This window comes from Eubacterium oxidoreducens (genome assembly GCF_900104415.1).
Classification (GTDB): domain Bacteria; phylum Bacillota; class Clostridia; order Lachnospirales; family Lachnospiraceae; genus Eubacterium_C; species Eubacterium_C oxidoreducens.
Genome location: NZ_FMXR01000013.1, coordinates 103,719 through 124,220 on the forward strand (window position 1 = coordinate 103,719; position 20,502 = coordinate 124,220).

Annotated in this window: 20 protein-coding genes and 1 pseudogene; 18 read left to right on the forward strand and 3 right to left on the reverse strand. The window is 40.4% G+C overall.

Annotation, left to right across the window (positions count from 1 at the left end):
• Window positions 1-16: 16 nt before the first annotated feature.
• The 12 genes and pseudogenes from BLS20_RS09440 to BLS20_RS09490 all read left to right on the forward strand — a co-directional run bounded on the left by BLS20_RS09440 (window position 17) and on the right by BLS20_RS09490 (window position 11,803).
• Window positions 17-256 carry a hypothetical protein gene (locus BLS20_RS09440; RefSeq protein ID WP_090174125.1) on the forward strand — a complete coding sequence of 80 codons (240 nt, stop codon included), beginning with the start codon at window positions 17-19 and terminating at the stop codon, window positions 254-256.
• Window positions 253-3,222, forward strand: coding sequence for a TOTE conflict system archaeo-eukaryotic primase domain-containing protein (locus BLS20_RS09445; RefSeq protein ID WP_242870569.1), 2,970 nt, complete (start codon window positions 253-255; stop codon window positions 3,220-3,222). The genes BLS20_RS09440 and BLS20_RS09445 overlap by 4 nt, the downstream gene beginning before the upstream one ends.
• Window positions 3,223-3,660: 438 nt before the next feature.
• Window positions 3,661-4,065: a sodium:calcium antiporter gene (locus tag BLS20_RS09450; RefSeq protein WP_090174145.1), complete on the forward strand. Its 405-nt coding sequence runs from the start codon at window positions 3,661-3,663 to the stop codon at window positions 4,063-4,065.
• A gap of 36 nt (window positions 4,066-4,101) precedes the next feature.
• Window positions 4,102-4,263: a hypothetical protein gene (locus BLS20_RS13775; protein ID WP_176762360.1), complete on the forward strand. Its 162-nt coding sequence runs from the start codon at window positions 4,102-4,104 to the stop codon at window positions 4,261-4,263.
• Between the two features lie 139 nt (window positions 4,264-4,402).
• Window positions 4,403-4,780 carry an elongation factor 1-alpha C-terminal domain-related protein gene (locus BLS20_RS13835; protein WP_423230180.1) on the forward strand — a complete coding sequence of 126 codons (378 nt, stop codon included), beginning with the start codon at window positions 4,403-4,405 and terminating at the stop codon, window positions 4,778-4,780.
• A 280-nt stretch (window positions 4,781-5,060) separates the two neighbouring features.
• Window positions 5,061-5,824, forward strand: a pseudogene (locus BLS20_RS09460) (tRNA threonylcarbamoyladenosine dehydratase).
• Window positions 5,825-5,837: 13 nt separating this feature from the next.
• The gene (locus tag BLS20_RS09465; RefSeq protein ID WP_090174126.1) at window positions 5,838-6,779 is read left to right on the forward strand and encodes a LysR family transcriptional regulator; all 942 of its coding nucleotides are present in this window, start codon (window positions 5,838-5,840) and stop codon (window positions 6,777-6,779) included.
• A gap of 148 nt (window positions 6,780-6,927) precedes the next feature.
• The gene (locus BLS20_RS09470; RefSeq protein ID WP_090174127.1) at window positions 6,928-7,830 is read left to right on the forward strand and encodes a LysR family transcriptional regulator; all 903 of its coding nucleotides are present in this window, start codon (window positions 6,928-6,930) and stop codon (window positions 7,828-7,830) included.
• A gap of 147 nt (window positions 7,831-7,977) precedes the next feature.
• Window positions 7,978-8,949, forward strand: coding sequence for a nitronate monooxygenase (locus BLS20_RS09475; RefSeq protein WP_090174128.1), 972 nt, complete (start codon window positions 7,978-7,980; stop codon window positions 8,947-8,949).
• 10 nt (window positions 8,950-8,959) lie between these two features.
• A complete protein-coding gene (locus BLS20_RS09480; protein ID WP_242870570.1) occupies window positions 8,960-9,805 on the forward strand; it encodes a DAPG hydrolase family protein in 846 nt (281 codons plus the stop codon).
• An 18-nt stretch (window positions 9,806-9,823) separates the two neighbouring features.
• Window positions 9,824-10,096, forward strand: coding sequence for a 4Fe-4S dicluster domain-containing protein (locus BLS20_RS09485; RefSeq protein WP_090174130.1), 273 nt, complete (start codon window positions 9,824-9,826; stop codon window positions 10,094-10,096).
• Between the two features lie 15 nt (window positions 10,097-10,111).
• Window positions 10,112-11,803, forward strand: coding sequence for an FAD-dependent oxidoreductase (locus BLS20_RS09490; RefSeq protein ID WP_090174131.1), 1,692 nt, complete (start codon window positions 10,112-10,114; stop codon window positions 11,801-11,803).
• Between the two features lie 150 nt (window positions 11,804-11,953).
• Here BLS20_RS09490 and BLS20_RS09495 read toward each other — a convergent pair whose 3' ends face one another.
• The 3 genes from BLS20_RS09495 to BLS20_RS09505 are packed head-to-tail and all read right to left on the reverse strand — an operon-like array spanning window position 11,954 to window position 15,649.
• Window positions 11,954-12,823, reverse strand: coding sequence for a B12-binding domain-containing radical SAM protein (locus BLS20_RS09495; protein WP_090174132.1), 870 nt, complete (start codon window positions 12,821-12,823; stop codon window positions 11,954-11,956).
• Window positions 12,824-12,855: 32 nt separating this feature from the next.
• Window positions 12,856-14,814 carry an oxidoreductase gene (locus BLS20_RS09500; protein WP_090174133.1) on the reverse strand — a complete coding sequence of 653 codons (1,959 nt, stop codon included), beginning with the start codon at window positions 14,812-14,814 and terminating at the stop codon, window positions 12,856-12,858.
• Window positions 14,765-15,649: an acetoacetate decarboxylase family protein gene (locus BLS20_RS09505; RefSeq protein WP_090174134.1), complete on the reverse strand. Its 885-nt coding sequence runs from the start codon at window positions 15,647-15,649 to the stop codon at window positions 14,765-14,767. The genes BLS20_RS09500 and BLS20_RS09505 overlap by 50 nt, the downstream gene beginning before the upstream one ends.
• 188 nt (window positions 15,650-15,837) lie before the next feature.
• Between BLS20_RS09505 and BLS20_RS09510 the strand changes: the two genes are divergently transcribed.
• The 6 genes from BLS20_RS09510 (at window position 15,838) to BLS20_RS09535 (ending at window position 20,228) form a co-directional block, all read left to right on the forward strand.
• Window positions 15,838-16,395 carry a TetR/AcrR family transcriptional regulator gene (locus BLS20_RS09510; protein ID WP_090174135.1) on the forward strand — a complete coding sequence of 186 codons (558 nt, stop codon included), beginning with the start codon at window positions 15,838-15,840 and terminating at the stop codon, window positions 16,393-16,395.
• A 659-nt stretch (window positions 16,396-17,054) separates the two neighbouring features.
• Entirely contained in the window at window positions 17,055-17,261 is a 207-nt protein-coding gene (locus BLS20_RS09515) for a helix-turn-helix domain-containing protein (protein ID WP_027104867.1), read from the forward strand.
• Window positions 17,258-18,118, forward strand: coding sequence for a DNA damage-inducible protein D (gene dinD, locus BLS20_RS09520; RefSeq protein ID WP_090174136.1), 861 nt, complete (start codon window positions 17,258-17,260; stop codon window positions 18,116-18,118). The genes BLS20_RS09515 and dinD overlap by 4 nt, the downstream gene beginning before the upstream one ends.
• A gap of 95 nt (window positions 18,119-18,213) precedes the next feature.
• Window positions 18,214-18,552 carry a hypothetical protein gene (locus BLS20_RS09525; RefSeq protein WP_090174137.1) on the forward strand — a complete coding sequence of 113 codons (339 nt, stop codon included), beginning with the start codon at window positions 18,214-18,216 and terminating at the stop codon, window positions 18,550-18,552.
• A 456-nt stretch (window positions 18,553-19,008) separates the two neighbouring features.
• On the forward strand, window positions 19,009-19,746 hold the full coding sequence (locus tag BLS20_RS09530; RefSeq protein ID WP_090174138.1) for a hypothetical protein: 738 nt from the start codon (window positions 19,009-19,011) through the stop codon (window positions 19,744-19,746).
• On the forward strand, window positions 19,746-20,228 hold the full coding sequence (locus BLS20_RS09535; protein WP_090174139.1) for a hypothetical protein: 483 nt from the start codon (window positions 19,746-19,748) through the stop codon (window positions 20,226-20,228). Before BLS20_RS09530 ends, BLS20_RS09535 begins: the two co-directional genes overlap by 1 nt.
• The last annotated feature ends 274 nt before the right edge of the window (window positions 20,229-20,502 follow it).

Sequence of the window (20,502 nt, forward strand, 5' to 3'; positions counted from 1 at the left end):
GGCAGGTGATTGGATAATGATTACAGGCGCAGATCAGAAAAAAGCCATGCGAAATATAGCAACATTCCTGGTGGAATATATTATGAATAACAAGGGCTTTTCAAGAGATGAGGCTGTCGAATTTTTGATAAAGACAACCGTATATGAAGCTTTGATGGATGAAGGAACGGAGCTTTATTTGGAATCTCGCGAGGTAGTACTTGATATACTCAAGGAGGAACTGGCAGGTAACCCATATAGGTTGCTGGAAGTATGATGGATTATTCAGAAACGCAGATTATAGAATTAAGAAATAAAATATCTGAACTGGAAATGGAGAACCGGCTTTTGAAAGAACGTATGGATGAAGCCGGTGTTTCTTATGCGGATATAGTATCAGATAATGATAAAGTAGTGGCGGAATCGTATGATCAGAATCAGGGGGCACGTATTAAAAGATTTGAGATTACAGATAAAGTTGCACGAGATTTTTTTGTGATGTTTTGTCGCGGCAGGAAGGATGTATATGACCTTCGTTATACGAATCCCAAGACAGGAAAAAATGGATACTATACGCAATGTTTTAATAGGTGGGATAGAGATTGCCATATTCAAAAAAGAGATGGCGTTCGGTGCAAAGATTGTGAACTGAGGGCATATAAGCCGATTACATTGCCGTTAATAAAAGCGCATATGACGGGAACGGATCCTAATGGAAATGATGTGGTAGCAATCTATCCGATGCTTGAGAATAATCTTTGTCAGCTACTTGTGTTTGATTTTGATAATCATGCAAAAGGGGCAGAGCAGGATGACCATGCGAATATTGATGATAGTTGGAAAGAAGAAATAAATGCTCTGCGACGTATTTGTAAGAATCTGGATGTAGATGCGGTAGTTGAACGTTCAAGATCGGGGCGAGGGGCGCATCTATGGATTTTCTTCAAAGAAATGATTCCTGCCAGACTTGCGAGAAGATTTGGGTTTGCACTTCTTGAAAAAGGGGCAGAATCTGTGAATCTTAAATCGTTCAGGTATTATGATCGGATGATACCAACTCAGGACGTTCTTCCAGATGGCGGACTTGGAAATGTGATTGCCCTTCCATTGCAGGGCTTGGCATTAAAATCCGGAAACAGCGCTTTTGTAGATGATAATTGGAACGCGTATGAGGATCAGTTGAAAGTGCTTGCCGGTACAAGACGCCTGACAAGGCAAGAAATCGAAGATTATCTTTCATTATGGTATAGTGCAGGGTCTGCCAGTAAAGATGATGGAAACGATACGCCTTGGGATAAGAGTACTGAAATTGAATCCGGTGGTGTAGATGGTGTGGTTCACATCGTTCTTTCTGATAGCATATACATAGATTCTTCGGGAATGACTAATAAAACGAAGAGACAGCTTCGACGTATGGCGACTTTCGCAAATAAGCAGTATTTCCAAAACCAGGCTATGGATATTCCAAACTACGATGCGTCCAGATTTATCTATCTTAGAAGGGATGCAGGAAAATATATTGTTTTGCCTCGCGGACTTCGAGAGGAAATTCTGAAGAAGCTTGATGATGCGAGAGTTAGATATGAGGTAGAAGATAAGCGAACTGTAGGGCGGAAACTCAATATTTCTTTCAAAGGAAATTTGCGGGACTCGCAGATTCCCGCTGTGGAAACGATGCTTAAAAATGAAACGGGTATACTTCATGCGGCAACGGCATTTGGTAAGACAGTAGTCTGTTGCGATATGATCGCAAGAAGGAGTGTTAGTACTCTGATACTTGTAGACAGAGCGGATCTGATGAATCAATGGCTTAAGCGTTTGGATGAGTTCCTTGATATCGATGAGGATTTGCCGGAATATCAGACAAAGTCCGGACGCACAAGAAAAAGAAAAACATTGATCGGAAATCTTCAGGGGGCGCACGATACACTGACGGGAATAGTTGATGTGGCGATGATACGATCTATAAAGAAAAAAGATGGGTTCCACCCTATGCTGAAGGAGTATTCACAGGTATACTTTGATGAATGTCATCACGCTGCCTCAAATAGTGCAATAGAGGTACTTCAGGAGATAAATGCAAAATATGTGTATGGGGTAACGGCGACTCCGAAACGTGGTGATGGCAAGGAAAAGATAAATGAATTTCTGCTTGGCCCTATAAGATATAGATTTACGGCAAAGGATAGAGCCGAGGAGCAGAATATAGATCATCTGGTATATCCACGTTTTACAAAGACTGTAAAGCCGCATCATCTGTCAAAAACACCATATGGCAATGAGGCCTTTGAATTGATAAGGAATAACGATGTTCGAGATGAGCAAATCATCAGGGATGTAGTTGAGTGTGTACAGGCAGGAAGAACTCCTGTTATTCTTACAAAATATGTTGATCATGCAAAGAAACTCTCCGCGAGGCTTAAGGAATATGCAGACAGATTGATCCTTCTGACGGGTGCAAACGGTACCAAAGTACGCAGAGCGCAGGTTGAGAAATTGAATAATGTTGATGATGCGGAAAGCCTTATTATTGTTGGAACAGGATCTCTGCTGGGGGAAGGTTTTGACTATCCGCGCCTTGATACTCTCTTCATGGCGACTCCGGTTTCTGGAGAAAATGTAGTGGAGCAGTATGTCGGTCGACTTAACAGGGATTATGAAGGCAAGGAAAATGTAATTGTTTATGATTATGTGGACAGCCACATTCCTAAGTTCGATAAAATGTATGCTTCACGGATGAAGGCGTATAAAAAGATCGGATATGAACTTTGTGTTAACATGGATGGCGAAAAGCAAAAGGTAAACGCAATCTATGATATTGAAAACTATGCAGAAGTCTATTGGCGAGATCTCGAGGAGGCTAAGTTTTCCATTATTGTATCCAGCCCGACGCTAAATAATCAAAAAGTTAATCATATCATTAAAGTGCTCGGAAAACGACTGGAACTGGGCATCAAGGCGACAGTTGTTACATGGCATCCTGACTCATACAAATATGGCAGAGATGATACCCGGATGGAGCTTATGGAGAGACTTCGTAAGGCAGGATTTGAAATCAGGCTTGTTGAGGATTCATGTGAGCATTATGCGGTAATAGACGATGAAATTGTCTGGTATGGAAGTATGAATTTACTATCAAAGGAAGATGCAGATGATAATCTTATGAGGGTTTGTAGCAGAGAAATAGCCGAAGAACTTTTGGAGATAACATTTGGATCTGACAAAGAAATGCAGGAGTGGTGATTTGCTGATTAAAAGTCCCAGACTGTAAAAATATAGAATAACTGAGCAATAATTGGTATAATAATATATACTTACCTGAGGAATAGGAAAGGTTCAGCAGGTATCACAAGATTAGAATTTTGATACCTTTTCTCTTGAAACTCACGAAAATTAAATAGAAAGACACGGGGAAAATCCCCAAAAATAAACGATTTTGCAATGACAAGCAACCAGTGACAAGGATGAAATCCTTGAGATGGAGTAGAGTTGTTCCCAGTGGTTTGCAGGTAATACGAATCCCAAGGCAGTTCGCGTTTCTCTGCGGATTGCCTTTTTAGGTTACAAAAGAAGGATGATATAAAGGGGATTTCGTGATGCTAAGCAATTCACACGTGGGAGATTTTGTGATAAGATGTACAGCCTTTATGGAAAAGTGTTGTATTGATAATCATTGGGATTATGTTGATTATAGGTGGGGGGCAGGCTGTTGTATATGCTGCAAAGGCAATTGCGAGAACCTTTGGGATGACTGAGACTTTAATTGGACTTACGATAGTTGCGGTAGGAACATCACTCCCTGAATTGGTTACATCTATTGTTGCAGCTAAAAAAGGTGAGACTGGAATGGCTGTCGGAAATGTTGTTGGATCAAACATCTTTAATATGATGTTTATTCTGGGGATTTCCTCACTGATTCATCCAATTGATGTAAATATGGCATCATTGTGGGATTTGATAATTCTGGTCATAGTAAGTGTAATTGTATATATTTTTTCCTGTACAAAAAGAACCATAGGAAAACGAGAAGGGGCGATTATGCTCTTGATATACTTGGCTGACATGGTGTTTGCTATTCTACGATAAAAGGAGAGAGATGATGAGCTTATACAATTTACACTTATGATTGCAGAATCTAATCCAGAGGAAAAGGATGTTATGGCAAAGCAGATTATCCTCCAAGAGGTAAACTGTCTTATCCTGAAAGAATATAATAAAACAATAGTAACAGACCTTGAAAAATCACTAAACTGTCTTTCCAAGGTCTGTTCTTTTGTTTATTAATCCTTGTAGTAGAAAGCTTCTTTATGCAGATAAGGAAAAGGCACTGGAGCTTGATTCAAAGGAAGGTAGTAGAGGCGGTGCTATTGATTATTCCCTACTTTTAGATGGACTTATGGCAGAACGAGAGCAGGGCATCACAATCGATGTAAATACAGGTGAGAAGAAGGAAGCTACTTCTCTAGAAAAAAATGAAATAGCTGTATGTGAATTACAGCTGGCTGATAGCATTGTAGTAGATACCTTTGCAAAGCACAAAACACTTGGTGAGCTGATCCTCATTGATAGAATTACCAATATGACATCTGCCTGCGGTGTAGTTAATCAGGTTTATAAGGATGAGGCAGGAGTAGCCGCTACTGTAATTGACAGAGAAGCCAGAAGCAATTGGAAGGGTCAGAGAGCTATTACTGTGGAGCTTAATGATGTAGGTATTGTAGTATTGCTATATGCAAAAAAAGATTTGGATACATCAATATTTAACTCAGTCGGAGAAATCCCCCACCTCACTAAGCGTTAGCGTAGGTGGGGGTTATGACAAACTATACTCAGTCGGGGTACAAGCTCCGACTGAGTTAAACGCTCCGCGAGGATGCGCACGGATTCGGACAGGAATTTGTCTGCTGAAGCAGACCCGAATCCGGCGCGCAAGACTCGCGAGCGAGTCTTGACTAAGTCTAAGTAACGTAAAGGACACTTTTTTAAATGTTGAATATAAACGATTGACAAATCTAATATAAAAAAATATCATAGGAATACCTACTAAGTTAGTGGGTATTTCTTTTTTTGTTGAGGTTATTATGTTAAATCAATTTTCAAGAACACAGCTTCTCCTTGGCGAAAAGGCCATGGAGGATTTAAAAAATAAAAGAGTGGCTATATTTGGTATAGGTGGTGTTGGTGGTTATGTATGCGAAGCACTTGTGAGAACAGGGGTGGGGCATTTTGATTTAGTGGATGATGATCAGGTATGCCTGACAAATATTAATCGTCAAATAATTGCTACCAGAAAGACAGTTGGCAAAGATAAAGTTCAGGTAATGAAGGAAAGGATGTTGGAAATTAATCCTGATGCGGATATTACCATTCATAAATGTTTCTTTTTGCCAGAAAACGCTGCTGATTTTGATTTCAAGTCATATGACTATGTTGTTGATGCTGTTGATACTGTAACAGCTAAAATAGAAATCATTATGCGATGCAAGGCAGAGGATGTGCCTGTTATCAGTTGTATGGGTGCGGGGAATAAGCTGGATCCTAGCAGATTCAAGGTTGCAGACATATATAAGACAACAATGTGTCCGCTTGCCAAGGTCATGCGTCGAGAGATGAAAAAAAAGGTGTTAAACACCTTAAGGTAGTATTCTCAGATGAAAAGCCTACTCGCCCAATTGAGGACATGGCAATCAGTTGCAGAACAAACTGCATTTGCCCTCCGGGAGCAGAGCACAAATGTACAGAAAGAAGAGATATTCCCGGTTCCATAGCGTTCACACCAGCGGTGGCAGGACTTGTACTTGCCAGTGAAGTGATAAAAGACTTAACAAACGGATTCACCCGTTAGAAAGAAGGCAAACATGACAATCCAACAGGTACTATATGCTCTAACGATTGAAGAATATGGTTCAATGAATAAGGCAGCTGAGAAGCTCTATATTGTTCAGCCTACACTTACTAGTGCTATTCAGGAACTTGAAAACGAAATTGGTATCACTATTTTCATGCGAACCAACAAGGGCGTAATTGTTACCCCGGAGGGGGCAGAGTTTCTAGAGGATATCAGAGGATTTTATCGCCAGTATGATATTGTAATGCAAAAGTACAGAGATGAGGGCACCTATAAAAGAAAATTTGGTGTATCTACACAGCACTATACATTTGCAGTTCGGGCCTTTGTGGACATGGCAAAGGAATACGACATGAATCAGTTTGACTTTGCCTTAAGAGAAACTACTACTCAAAATATTATTCATGACGTTAGCACTTTAAAAAGCGAAATAGGTGTTTTATACATAAGTGAGCATAACAGAAAAGCAATGACTAAGCTTTTTAACGAGCATTCTGTGGAATTTCACCCACTTATTAAATGCAGTGCTTTTGTATACCTTTGGAAAGAACATCCACTTGCCAAAATGGAATCAATCAGTTTTGATGATTTGAAAGATTATCCTTGTGTTTCTTTTGAGCAGGGGGAAAACAGTGAGTTTCTCGCAGAAGAAATTCTTAGTGAAAATATTTATCCGCAAACACTTCGTGTAACAGACAGATCAACCATGCTCAACTTAGTAAGAGGCATGAATGGATATACTCTTTGCTCTGGAATTGTGTGGGGTGATTTAAACGGTGATGGCTACATCGTTGTGCCATATAAAGAGGACGAAGAAAATCCAAACAGTATAATGGAGATTGGATATATCACAAAGAAAAACTCTGTCATGAGTAAAATAGGTGTTCAGTATTTGGAAGAGATAGATAAAGCACTTTCTCAAATAGATCAATCAGTAATATACAAAGAATAAGATTTGTGGACAGTTTTTTCACAAACTTCTGTTATACTACAAGCAGATTTTCTAATAAGGAGGCCGGAATTCTTTCACTATTGCTGTTGATTTGATACAATAGTTAGTAGCGGCTATTGAAATTACGCTGCAGAAAAAGAGGTATGGCATGACAATTATACAGATGGAGTGTTTTGTAGAAGCGGCAAAATGGCTGAATTTAACGAAAGCCGCCGATCATCTTTATATCAGTCAGCAGACGATGAGCCGTCAGATTAAGGCGCTGGAAAAAGAACTGGGATTTCCGGTCTTTGAACGAAAAAACGTCGGTGTTCGGCTGACGCCTGCGGGTAGTATTCTTTATCACAGTTGGGAAAACATTCTGGCGGAATATCGAAGTTCTGTTGATCAGGCATCTGACCTGTTTTATGGACAACAAAAGAATGTCAGGATTGGGGTGTCCGATATCGGGAACCTTGTATCGCAGGTTGCACGTACCCTTCTCTTGTTCAATGAAAGATTCCCGGATCTGAATGTGGAATATGAAATCGACACCTACCCGCGGATGCGGGAGGCATTGGAACAGGATCGCCTGCACATGATCATTACTTACGGTGCAGAGCTTCTGCATGAATCTGAGCTATCGGTTCAGCCCGTGAATGATACGGCGTTTCGGGTAGGGATCATACTGAGTAAAAAACATCCGCTTTGCAGGAGAAAAAAGATTACGATCGAGCAAATTCAAAATGAACCGATCGCGGTTTTGGGCCAAGGGTTATCAGGGGATCATAAAAATCGGATCCAGGACTGGTTTTTGCGACATGATATCATACATCCGTTGGATCTCAGAGAGTTTAACTCGTTTTACAATCTGCAGATCGCTCTGGCGACTGGAAAATGTATCGGGGTCATGTATGAGCGTGTGCTCGACGGCATGGAGGATAAGCTCGCCTTTTATCCGCTGGAAGATCCGGATATGGAAGGGGCAGAGGTCGTGGTCGCATGGAAGGATCCCAAATATACCGTAAAGGCAAAGAATATTGCGCAAATGATGGGGAGTAAGGAACTCTAGGGATCGTAAGAAATCTAATAATAAAGAACAAGATAACTCGCAACACCTGATTGGGTGTTGCAATTTCTTTTTGTTGGAAGAACGAATCAGAGAGATCGATGATAACATAAAACCAACGAAAAAGTGATCAAAACAAGGAGATATCTTATGAACCGTGTATGTGAAGTATTAGGAATCGAAAAACCAATCATTCAGGGACCGATGGCATGGATCTCTACAGCACCACTTGTAGCAGCAGCATCAATTGCAGGCGGACTCGGTGTGCTGGGTGTTGCATTTGCACCGGAACCGTTCATCCGTGAGCAGGTTGCTGCGACAAAAGAGCTGACAGACAAACCGTTCGGTATGAATGTCGATATGTATGTCGGTGATCTGGAGATGACAACAAGAATCATCAAAGATCTCCGTCCGCCGGTCATTTACGCAGATACCTATATCAATCTTTGTGAGAAAAAAGATCTGGCGATGAAATATTTCAAGAACTGGCATGATCTCGGCTGCAAGGTTGTCGTAAAGGCTTCAACCGTAGCAGATGCTATTACAGCAGAAGAAGCCGGCGCAGATGCGATTATGCTCAAAGGCTGGGAAGGCGGCGGACATGTTTCCTATGAAGCGACAACCGTTCTTGTGCCGCAGGCAGCAGATGCAGTTTCCGTACCGGTCATCGCATCCGGCGGTATTGCTGACGGCAGAGGTGCAGCGGCAGCGATCGCACTTGGCGCAGAAGGCGTGGAAATGGGTACGATCTTCATGGCAGCGACAGACGCACCGGTTCATCCGAATGTTAAACAGGCAGTACTTGACTGTGGTGATATGGATACCGTTATCACCGGAATGTGCACAGGTGAGCCATGCAGACAGATTAAGAACAAGCTTTCCGATGAGCTGTTGAAGATTGAAGCAGAAAATGTCAGAGCCGTATCCGGACCGAAGGTTCAGGAAATCTCCATGAGCTCCCTTCGTAAAGCGATGGCAGAAGGCGACATGGAAAACGGTGCCGTTATGGCTGGTCAGATCGCAGCGCTCATTACAGAGCAGAAAACGGTTGCAGAGATTATCGATGGCGTGATCGCAGAAGCAAAAGAAGTGCTGGCAAAAATCAGCGGCTTCGAGTTCTAAAGATCCGTCAGTGGGGATACAAAAAAAGGAGGTTACGATGGAAAAAAAGAATCTTGTCCCGGTAACAGAAGAAGAGAAAAAGCTTAGCTATTATAAATATTTTGAGCAGGAGATGGCACCGGTTGCGCCGGAACACATCGGGATGATGTTAAAAGGCCCGATCTCCCCGGATAAAGCACTTAAATTTTCGGAGAGAAACCGCCTGTTTGAGCCGGGCTATCATGATGTGGAGACCGGATGGTGTGTAATGCCTGACGGAACAGGTTATATTGCAAACCTGACAAAGATGCCTGGCGTCACTACAGATATGTTTGACTGGTATTTTGCATGGCATGGTCTCAACAATCTGCGCTACAAGATCTGGAATCCGCAGGAGCATTATGAAGCAGTGACACAGAACCGTATTAAGGCTTTGGATCCGGATCTGACTTATAAAGAGAAACTCTGGGATACGACACATGAGATCCTCGAAGATACTGGTGCGGGTCCTGACCGTTTTGCAATCAACTTCAAGTATCCTGGCGATGTCGGATTTGATGCTTCCAAGCTTGGCACAGAAGCCTGCTCTACGATTGTATGCGGAAAGGGCTACGGTCATGGTCAGCTTCCGTTTGCGGTACCGAATACATTCATGACGCATTTTGTACGTGAGATCGAGGGCGGTATTGAGCTGCGTTCCCGCTTCTGGATGGGATGGAACTATGAAAATGGCCGCAACGTCAAGAAAATCGAGGATGGCGACCGATATCCGGATTTTGCAGTGATGGGACTGGCGATCCACAATGTAAAAGAGTTTACCAATCTGGCAGCGATCCTGCCGAGCCTTTATGCAGAAGAAAAGGACAACTGGGAATAATCGTGGAGGAGTAAAAAGATGATCTACACCAATCATAAAATCGAATTTGATGAGAGCAAATGTGTCGGATGCCAGATCTGCTATAAAGCCTGCTTTGTAGATGTCATCCGCTGGGATGCCGAAAAGAAAAAACCGGTCTTCAAATATGTGGAAGACTGTGAGCACTGCAACTATTGTGAAGTGAAATGTCCGAAGGGCTGCATCAAAGTCATTCCTGATTTTGCAAGCCAGAGCTTCCGCCAGACCTTTGACATTTACTCAAAGAACAACAAAGAGCTGATCATTCGCTAGGAAGGGAGAAAAACGATGCAGAAACAGGAATTTGAAACAAAGAGAATGTCCGCAGATATCCTGATCATCGGCGGCGGAATTGCCGGCCTGACCGCAGCGATCAGAGCTAAGGAAGTGAACCCGGATGCAGATGTCCTGATTGTTGAGAAGCAGACATCCGGTTATTCCGGAAAGGCCAACAAAGGCGGCGGCGTTCTGCAGTATTTTGATCTGGAAAAAGTAACGCCGGAAATGTTTAACGAGTATCATGCCAACGCAGTCGGCGGTTATCTGGCAAATCAGAATCTTTTGATGAAATATGTCAGAATGAACAACGAGATGCTTGACAAGCTCGAAGAGTGGGGCGTGAATGTTCCGAAGAAACGTATCCCGACAGGCCCGATGACCTATATGATCGGACTGGATCTGGATATTACATTAAAAATGCGTCAGAAAGCAACAAAGCTGGGCGTACGCTTTATTGATAAGACAACCATCTCCGATCTTTTAACCAATGACGGAAAGATCGCTGGCGCTGTCGGTTACAGCATCATCGACGGTACATTCTATGTGTTTGAAGGAAAGAAAGTAATCCTTTGCACCGGCAGCCAGAACTATCGCGTGGCATCGATGTGGAGCAACGGACGCGGTGACGGATACCATGCAGCATTCCGTGCGGGTGCGAAAATGCGGAATCCGGAATTCGGCAACTTCATGCAGCTGTTCCGTGTGAACTCCAACAGAGAGTGTGTGTTCTGCGAGAACGTTATGTATGACAATTACGGACAGAACATCACGAAGAATTTCCGCCGTTTCCTGGAAGCAGACATCAGTTCGAGTGCGATTGCAGAGTGGTACAATCAGATGGCTGCAGGCAAAGGCCCGATCTTTATCCATCCGCATGAGAGCCCGATGACCGATAATGAGACGATGATGTTCCATGCATGGGAGCGTCCGTACGGTCTGCGTTTCTGGGAAGTGGATTTTGAGAAAGACCAGCTGGTTGACAAAGAGTACAATGGTGCGCTTGAAGTCGTTCCGGGTCTGGTTGGCGAGCAGTCTCCGGTCAGAGTTGATGAAGATATGCAGACGACGATCGAAGGCATGTATGCAGCAGGAGATGTCTGCTATGACGGATCCTGTGCAGCTGGCGCCGTACCGGCACCTCCGGGACGAAACAGAGGATCAGGTATCCTGAATGCGGTATTTGCAGGTATCGTCAGCGGACAGGAAGCAGCAAAAACCGCTGCAGACGTCCTGCAGCAGCCAATCGATGAGGCAAAGGTCGCAGAGCTCAAAGAAGCAGTATATGCACCATTGTTCAGAGAAGAAGGCATCCATCCGAAAGAAGTCATTGATAAGGTACAGGACATCATGTGCCCGGTAGAGAACTCCGTATACATGAGTCAGCACCGGATTGATGTCTGCCTACGCAAGCTCGAAAAGGTAAAGGCCATGGTGGATCAGATGAAGGCGGATGATTTCCACTACCTTCTGACCTGTCATGAAGCAGAGGCGATGGTATTCTCAGCAGAGATGCATTTCAGGGCAGCGTCCATGAGAAAAGAGTCCCGCGGCTGGTTCTTAAGAGAAGACTTCCCGCGTATGGACAATGAAAACTGGCTGAAGTGGATCGTTGTAGAAAACGACAATGGCGAGATGAAGTTCTCGACAGAGGACGTACCGATCGATGATTATCCGGTCAAACCGCCGCCAATGTTTTTCTAATGATGGTATCTTAAGTTCGAACAAGGGGAAAAGCAGTTTGCAATGAAAATGAGGTAACCCCAAAAAGTTAGGCTTTTTGGGGTTACCTCAAAATCCGGTAATTGTTGATGTCACAAAGAAATTTAGTAAAATTCTTTGCAATTCAATCACTTATAAAGCTCTATATGATTTGTTTAGATTCGTTATGTCATGTTGTAAGGCTTCATTTAGTATATTTATAATTTTATCTTTTTCACTATAAATATCTCCATCAATTGGTAGATAATTGGATGCATGAGAACTGTTAAAATGCATATGAAATCTATCTAAACCTTCTACTAACCATTTTGTTTCTTGGAGACATTCCTTTTCTGTTAGAACTGTAAATTTTCCTTCCTGTAAATCCTTGTACATAGGTGTGTCAGGAACAGGCATATAAGTCATAGCTGCCAAATGCTGGGGTTTTATATCATTTATTATTTTAGCAGTCAACCTGGCATTCTCCTTTGAGCCTTCCTTACCGGCTAGTCCCACCAAAATAATCGCATATAATTCTATATTTGCATCAACTAAGACTCTACCAGCCTCTGTCATCTGTGCAACATTTACACCTTTGTGAGTGGCCTTTAATACGCGATCGTCGCCACTTTCTACACCAAGATATGCTTTAGTCAGGCCGGCTTCCCTTAAAAGTTCCAATTCCTCTTTGCTTTTTTTCAAGGTTCCCTTAGGACTTGCATATGTAGCTATTTCTTTTATATCCGGAAAAACTCGTTTTATCTTATGTAATATTTTCAGCAAATCTTTTGTATCAAGGGATATTGCATCTCCATCACATAAAAAAATCTGATCTACCGAACCATAATATGACTTTGCCATATCGATATCTTCAAGTACTTCTGATAGTTGACGAACACGATATTTCTTATCCTTAAACATTCCGCAAAAAGTACAGGCATTATGGGAGCATCCTATTGTCACCTGTAGTATATAACTCTGCCATTCACTTGGTGGCCTATAAATATTTCCTTCATATCGCATCTTAGCACTTCCTTTCTTAACTTCGAATCATCCTACAGTCTATAGGCAAGTTGATAGGCAGCATGTACAGCATCACCGATTCTTCTCCCTGCTGCCTGTGCTTCGCCAATAACATATACATTATCCATATCTTTTAAAGTATCTACATATGGATTCTCTGATTTCACACCAAGTGATACCACAACACTGTCACACGCTATCTCAATTTCAATATCTGCATTGTCGGTTACCACTATAGAGTGCTCTTTTATTTCTATTAAACGATGGCCAGGCATAGTGTTCACACCAATTTTTGCCAAGGTGCTCCTCTCATCCATAATGACTGTTTGTCCTCCACCAGTGCCACATACATCCATCATTTCCACAATAACAACATCATTTTCAGCTGTTTGCAAAGTAATCGCTGTTTCCATGCCTGTTAATCCAGAGCCAATTACTGCCACTCTCTGATTCTTTAGTTCTACATCTTTTCTTAGTATCTCTACCGGTGTATATACATTTTTATTATGGATTCCCGGTATCCGTGAAGGCTTAACCGGCGAAGAGCCCGTAGCTATAATCACCGCATAAGGATTTAATGCTTTTATTTCTTCGGCAGATACTTCTGTATTTAATCTAATATCAACATTAGCATCTTTTAATTTTTTTGTAGCATAGTCTATAAAATATCTCATCTTCTGCTTGTGTGGCGGTAAAGATGCAAGATATAGCTGACCTCCGAGATATTCATTTTTCTCAAATAAGACTACCTCAAAATCTCTTTCTGCCAAAGTTATTGCAGCCTCTAGTCCACCAGGACCCGCACCTACTACAACAACTTTTTTTCTTTCTCCATCTTTTTTTAATTCTGTATATACCGTTTCATTTCCCATTTCAGGATTCACAGCGCATTTAGCATGCTCTCCTCCCGAAACCAAGCTTTCACCAGCAGTATCAAAACAATATACACAACTCATACATTTTCGTATATCATCATCATTTCCCGCTATAGCCTTATTACCAAAATCCGGGTCGCATAACCATGGTCTACCTAATGCAACAAAATCAATTTTATCGCTGTCAATCAAATCCCTGGCATAAGACGCCTCTCTAATGACACCTGTAGCTGCCACCGGAATCGATACATGTCTTCTAATTTCTTCCGCAAAAGGTATTTTCCACCCCTGGTCATACGATGTAGGCTCAACAATTGTTGACCCCGTAAAATGCGTACCGGCTGAAATATTTAAAAGCGCAACTCCTGCCTTTTCAAGTGCTTTTGCTGTTTCTATAGTTTCCTCGACGGTAATGCCCGATTTAATACCTACTTTATCCAGGAATTCAGTGCTAGAAAGACGCACAGATATTGGATAATCTTTCCCACACTTATTTTGAATATTCTCTATTATCTCCATCAAAAATCTTCTTCGATTTTCGCGACTTCCACCATATTCATCATCTCTTTTGTTATCATTTGCACTGAAAAATTGCTGTATCAAATATCCATGGGCACCATGAATTTCTACTCCATCAATACCTGCTTTCTTAGCTCTGAAGGCAGCATCACCAAACTGATTTTCCAACTCTTTAATTTCAGATACAGTAAGTGCTCGTGTAGGCTCATTTGATACCACCGATGGTATGCTCGATGATGAAACCAGCATATCTGTACCTGTTAGCTTAAGATAAGTTTCACGCCCTGGATGTTGCAGCTGTACAAATATTTTTGAACCATATTTATGAATCTCATCAGCAAGTTTTCTAAATGATTCTATATTATCATCAGAGGATAATGACAGCTGGTCATATTCACCTATTCCATTTCCCTCACAGATTCTTGTGATTTCTGTTATGACAAGTCCACAACCTCCCTTAGCTCTTCTGCCGTAAAAGGCTATAAAATCATCTGTTGCGCGACCCTCGTGTTCTCCTAAGCCGACGCCCATAGCAGTCATTATGAATCTATTTTTTATCGTTAAATTTCCTATTTTGCCTTGTGTTTCTATACCCATATTTCTTATCCCCTTTCACCAACGCTGCTTTATCAAAACGCACACTCATTAACTTTGGCATTACTTTTTCAGGCGAAGGATTTCCTATAATAAACAAATCTTTCATTTCTAGATCATTTTCACTATAGGCTCCACCCATGTTTGCAAACACAGGGAAAATTCCCCATGGATCATTTAGACTGGAATACAGTCTTACTGAAACCTTTCCCGGTTTCCACACTTTATAGGTATATTCCGCTTCATTAGAGATAAGATTTACCTTTTTATATGTTGCTTTTCCATTCTCATCCGGTTCTAGAAATGTATGAAAGTAAAAGCTAGTTCCACTACATTTTTTCTCCGGCGCCGGATTATTATAAATATTTCCTACAGAAGGATCATTATATTCTCCAAGTTTAAGGGAAACATCTAAAAGCAATTCTCCCTTTCTTTTTACAGTACCTCTAAGGACATCTCCTTTTTGTTCCAGTTTAATGTCATCTTCTTTATCACAAATTTTCTTAGAAAGTCCTGTTTTTTCTCTTCCTAGATATGTAGCCATCTCAGCCCCGGGGCCACTTAACAGAAAGGATACCGGATACATTCCAACCACTCCATTTACTTTCACATACACTCCTAGCATCGCTTCTTTATAGGGTTCGCCAAAAGAAGGGTTATTTATCTCCACAACATATCCTGAAACAAGTGGAAATGCCGGTTCCAAAGGTTCTGGTAATATATCCGCTATTACTGCTAAATCACTCTTAAATGTAAAATAAATACCGGATTCATTGCCCATAATAGCCGTAGGCTCTAACCTGGCCTCCTCAGCTGATAGTACTAATTTGGATTTCATATTAGACCTCCTTATAGAATCTACTTTTATATCGCTTTATAATATGTTACAATTTGTAACGGGTTATATTAATATCATATCAGCCATTCTGAATATATCAATATAACAACACGTAGCAATTAGCCCATTTTTGTAACAGATATATAAGCTTACTATTATCATAAAATATTATTTAGAAGGTCGAGAAAATGGATAAAAGAATCATAGAAAATTTACGGGTAAAAAATGCAATAGTTGAAGGATTTTTTGAATTGTTGAAGTCATATAACGTTGATGACATTTCTATCACTATGATTTCACAGCAATCTAAAGTTTCAAGGATGGCTTATTATAGAAACTTTAATTGCAAAAACGATATTATTTTGTATTTTCTTGAGTCTGTTTTTTATGAAATTAAAGAATCTTTACCAGAAGAATGCGGATTTTGGTCAAAAGAATATGGCTATGTATTTCTAACAATTATGAAAAAATATCGCGCACAATTTCTGCTATTAGATAATACAGGCTATCTTGGAATGGTACAAACCATGTTCAATGAGGCTAATATAGAACTTGGAGGAGAAATACCATATAATTCAATAAAGAGATATAATCTTTACTTTGCCTCCGGCGCTACTCTTAATGGAATTATGGAATGGTTTAGAAATGAATGTAAAGAATCCCTGGATGAATTTTATCAGGCTATGGTAGATTTTATGGGTGCAAATATCAATAATCCCGGCATTTCTGCCATGATTATCGATTAGTATATATATACCTTGAATTGATTTTTAGTCAAGACTCGCTCGCGAGTCTTGCGCGCCGGATTCGGGTCTGCTTCAGCAGACAAATTCCTGTCCGAATCCGTGCGCATCCTCGCGGAGCGTTTAACTCAGTCGGACCTTGTACCCCGACTGAGTTAAACTTCCTAACTAGTATCCTATAAGCTGATCATATTATTAGCAGTCGCAAAAGGTCTCGGAATATTATCAAACCCTCTTGTATTTCCAAAATAGTCCCTATCAAACGCAATATCACTTACGTCCGGATTTTCGAATCTCTCTTCAGGCTCGAATGCTTCTCCCAATATATCAGAATTAATCATCTCCACATTGAAATCAGACAAAGTATCATAAATGTTTGTGTCCAGGATATACTTTAAAACGAGGAATTATAGATGTGGATTTTTATGACAGAATTGGAGAATAAGATATACAGAGGAATAATATAAATCAAATAAATATATCCGAAAAAACATTGAAAACCAGTAAGATCAAGGGCTGAGAGCATTTGCTCCCAGCTCTTTTTTGTAATGATTCTAATAGTGATTCTAAATTGATTCTATAAATCGCTTTCTCAAACCACACATTGCGTGTAAAGGACAGATGTGATATAATCAAGAAAAACGCAATGCGAGGAGAATGAAATGGATATTGCAAAGGTGATTAAAGAATTACGTGAGGGTGTGAAAATGAATCGAAAAGAATTCTCAGAGCACACTGGGATTCCGGTTAGGACACTTGAGGATTGGGAGGCTGGTCGTCGTACACCTCCGGAGTACATACCAAGACTTATAGCATATCAGCTGAAATATGAGGAATTGGTGGGGAATAAAGATGTGGAGATGTTATGATGGAACTGAAAGCAAGTGAGTATAAGAGATTTGAGGATATTAAACATGTAAGAAATGATGGGACCGAGTATTGGAGCGCCAGAGAACTTGCGCCGATATTGGAGTATGCTCAATGGAGGAATTTTTCTAAAGTAATAGGAAGGGCTATGATTGCCTGTGAGAATAGTGGACACAGTGTTTTGGACGATTTTGCTGAGGTCAGCAAAATCGTTGATGCAGGTGCAACATCTAAGCCAGTAAAAGACTATGAGCTGTCACGTTACGCGTGTTATTTAATCGTTCAAAATGGTGATCCGCGTAAAGAAGTCATCGCATTGGGACAGACATACTTTGCAATACAGACTTATCGTCAAGAGGTGGCGGACCATTTTAATCAACTTGACGAGGATAGACGACGATTAGTTGTGCGAGGAGATATAAAGCAGTGGAATCAGCTACTTGCAGAGACGGCATATGATGCAGGAGTTATATCAAATGAGGAGTTTGCAATTTTTCAAAATGCGGGATATATGGGGTTGTATGGTGGCCTTGATGTTGATGATATTCATAAGCGAAAAAAACTTGAAGTAGGACAGAAGATTCTTGATTATATGGGCAGTACTGAATTGATTGCCAATTTATTCAGAATATCGCAAACAGAAGAAAAGCTACGCAAGGATAGAGTTGAGGGAGCTGAGAATGCTACAAGCATTCATTATAATGTTGGAAAGGAAGTAAGAACAGCCATAAAGAAAATCGGTGGCACTATGCCGGAAGATTTACCTACACCTGAGAAAAGCATTCAACAGATTGAGCAGGAACAGATGGCAAGGCTTAAAGCAAAGGCAAAAAAAGGAAAAATACTGTTGGACGAGTGATTGTGATATGATTGAAATATCATTTATAGACCACCGAAACTTTGGGATGAGTTTACTGGGTTAAGCAAAAATATAGTGAAGCGTAGGTGACGAATATGAACGAATATGAACTATTCACAATGATATATTTTGTATTGGATGCTTATTTTGAAAAAGATATTGAGGATTCATTTATTAGTACTGTTTTAAGCGATATGAATCCTTTTGTGTGGGCAGATATAGGATCAGCTGATCCGGCGATGTACAGCGAATACTTGGAGTTCTTGAACGGAAGAGCAATAACACTTGAGAATAGTTTTGACATTGCTAAGGATTATGTTAAAACAATTGATTTCGCTGATGTGACAGCTGCATTTGAAGAAATGTCAGAAAATGACTGGATGAATTATTGTAAAAAATATTTGTCTGAACCACACAAAGGTGGGGAAAAATAGAATAACAGAATCATATGAATGATTCTAAAATGATTCTATTTTTTCAAAAAGCACAGGAAATACAAGGTGCTTCATGGAATATAAAAAAATAGAAACGCAGAATTTATCGGTATTTCACACGAGAAACAGATTTGAAACTGTGGAGATGGAGTAGACTACTATTCCTTCTGGCTCTTGTAAATAGGACATTTCAGAAACGCGTGGTCGCAAAATGGTTGCAAAATGTATTGTCGTTTTATTGTCACGCGGAAAAAGAATAAATGAAAAAGTTTGAAAGCCACTAGTAGAGATACTGGTGGCTTTTCTATATATAGTATGACGGACAATGGTTTGGCGTATATTTAGTATTTATTGCAGTTGATAACAATAAAAATGTACTGTACAATAAAAATTGTACGAAAGGAGACATCAAGGTTCTTTAAATATAAAATATAAGAGGAGTAAGTAGGGAGACGTATGAAAAAGATCTTTTGGCTAATTGGTGTAATACTTGTAGTTTTTTCGGCATATTTTATGTTGCTTGTAGCGGATAAATCCGATTATATGAGCAATGAAGAGGAGGCTGATTTTTCCCTTGAAAAGCAAATTGGATTGGACAGCCTTGAAAAATTTGCGAAAGAAAGTGAAGTGTCGATTCAAATCAGAACCATTAATGAGTATTCCTTAGGGAATGTTCAGTGTAAAATTGAGATTATTAATCCTACGGAAGATATTCAATATGGGACGAAGAAGGACTTATTTCCCAATAAGCATATAGAAATTGTGCCAAATGAAAAAAAGGAAGGAAGAACAGTTAGATATTTTATAGTACAAGATCATGATGTCAACAAAATCAAGGCATTAGGAAGCCTATTAGAAGAAAATGGATATGAGCCGTGGGTCCTTTATCTGGAACCGATTGTGTTTAAGCCCAGCATGTTGGTGAGTCCTCTTAATATAGGGTTTTTTGTGTCAATATTTTGTCTGAGTTTGTTTTGTACCGTAGTATATTACATTTCCAGATTAAAAGAAATTGGAATATTAAAATTAAATGGCTGGTCGGAACAAAGGATTTCTGTGCGGTTGTATTTAAATATTTTGAAGAATACCGCATATGGATTTGTTCCGGGAGCAATCGTATTTGTTTTATACATAATATTTAGGGATATCAGTAAAATACCGTCTTATTTGACCATGCTGTTTTTTTGTTCCTGATGTTGAATCTTGTGTATGTTTGCGTTGCAGCGGTAGCGGTTGTTTTTATTAAAAATGCGGGATATATAGATTCTATAAAAAATAAAAAGAATAATAAGCTCATATTTTCTGCAACTATATTGTTTAAAGTGATTTTGACAGTAGTTGCATTTGTTATATCAACCCAATTGATCGATAACGCTTTAAGATTAAAGGACGGCGTCAAATGCGCGGAAATGATAGAGGCGAATAATTGGTATATTTGCACACAGCATGCGGCGCTTAGTCTTGAGGAACAAAATGAAATGAATGCCTTTATGGAAAATTTTGACGATGATGAGATATTTAATTATTGCCCATCGGATAGTTCCGATGAAAATGCAATGGAATATGAGGACATGGACAGTATTGAATGCAATATGATTATTGCCTCAGAGAATCTTCTTCCCTGTTATGAAGTGACCTTTGTCAAGCAGGAAAGCCTCAACAAACTTTCCACCTGATAATTGTCACATTTGTTATTGTCTGACAGCATCTGGAAAGAGCCAGTTTAACAGTCTCCGGCATGTAGCCACTCTGTTATTCGTGGATTGGTTACCAACAGGCTAATGGTCCGCCGAGAGCCCTGCTATCTATTATCGTGGATCACGGTTTCCCGTGCGCACATAGGGAGAACGCAGTTGGCTCGAACCGTCTTGTCATATTGGCTCCTCCCAGATACCGTCAGCACTATTTACTTGTTATATTGGGCAGAAATCTGCACTTTGTTGCTGATTT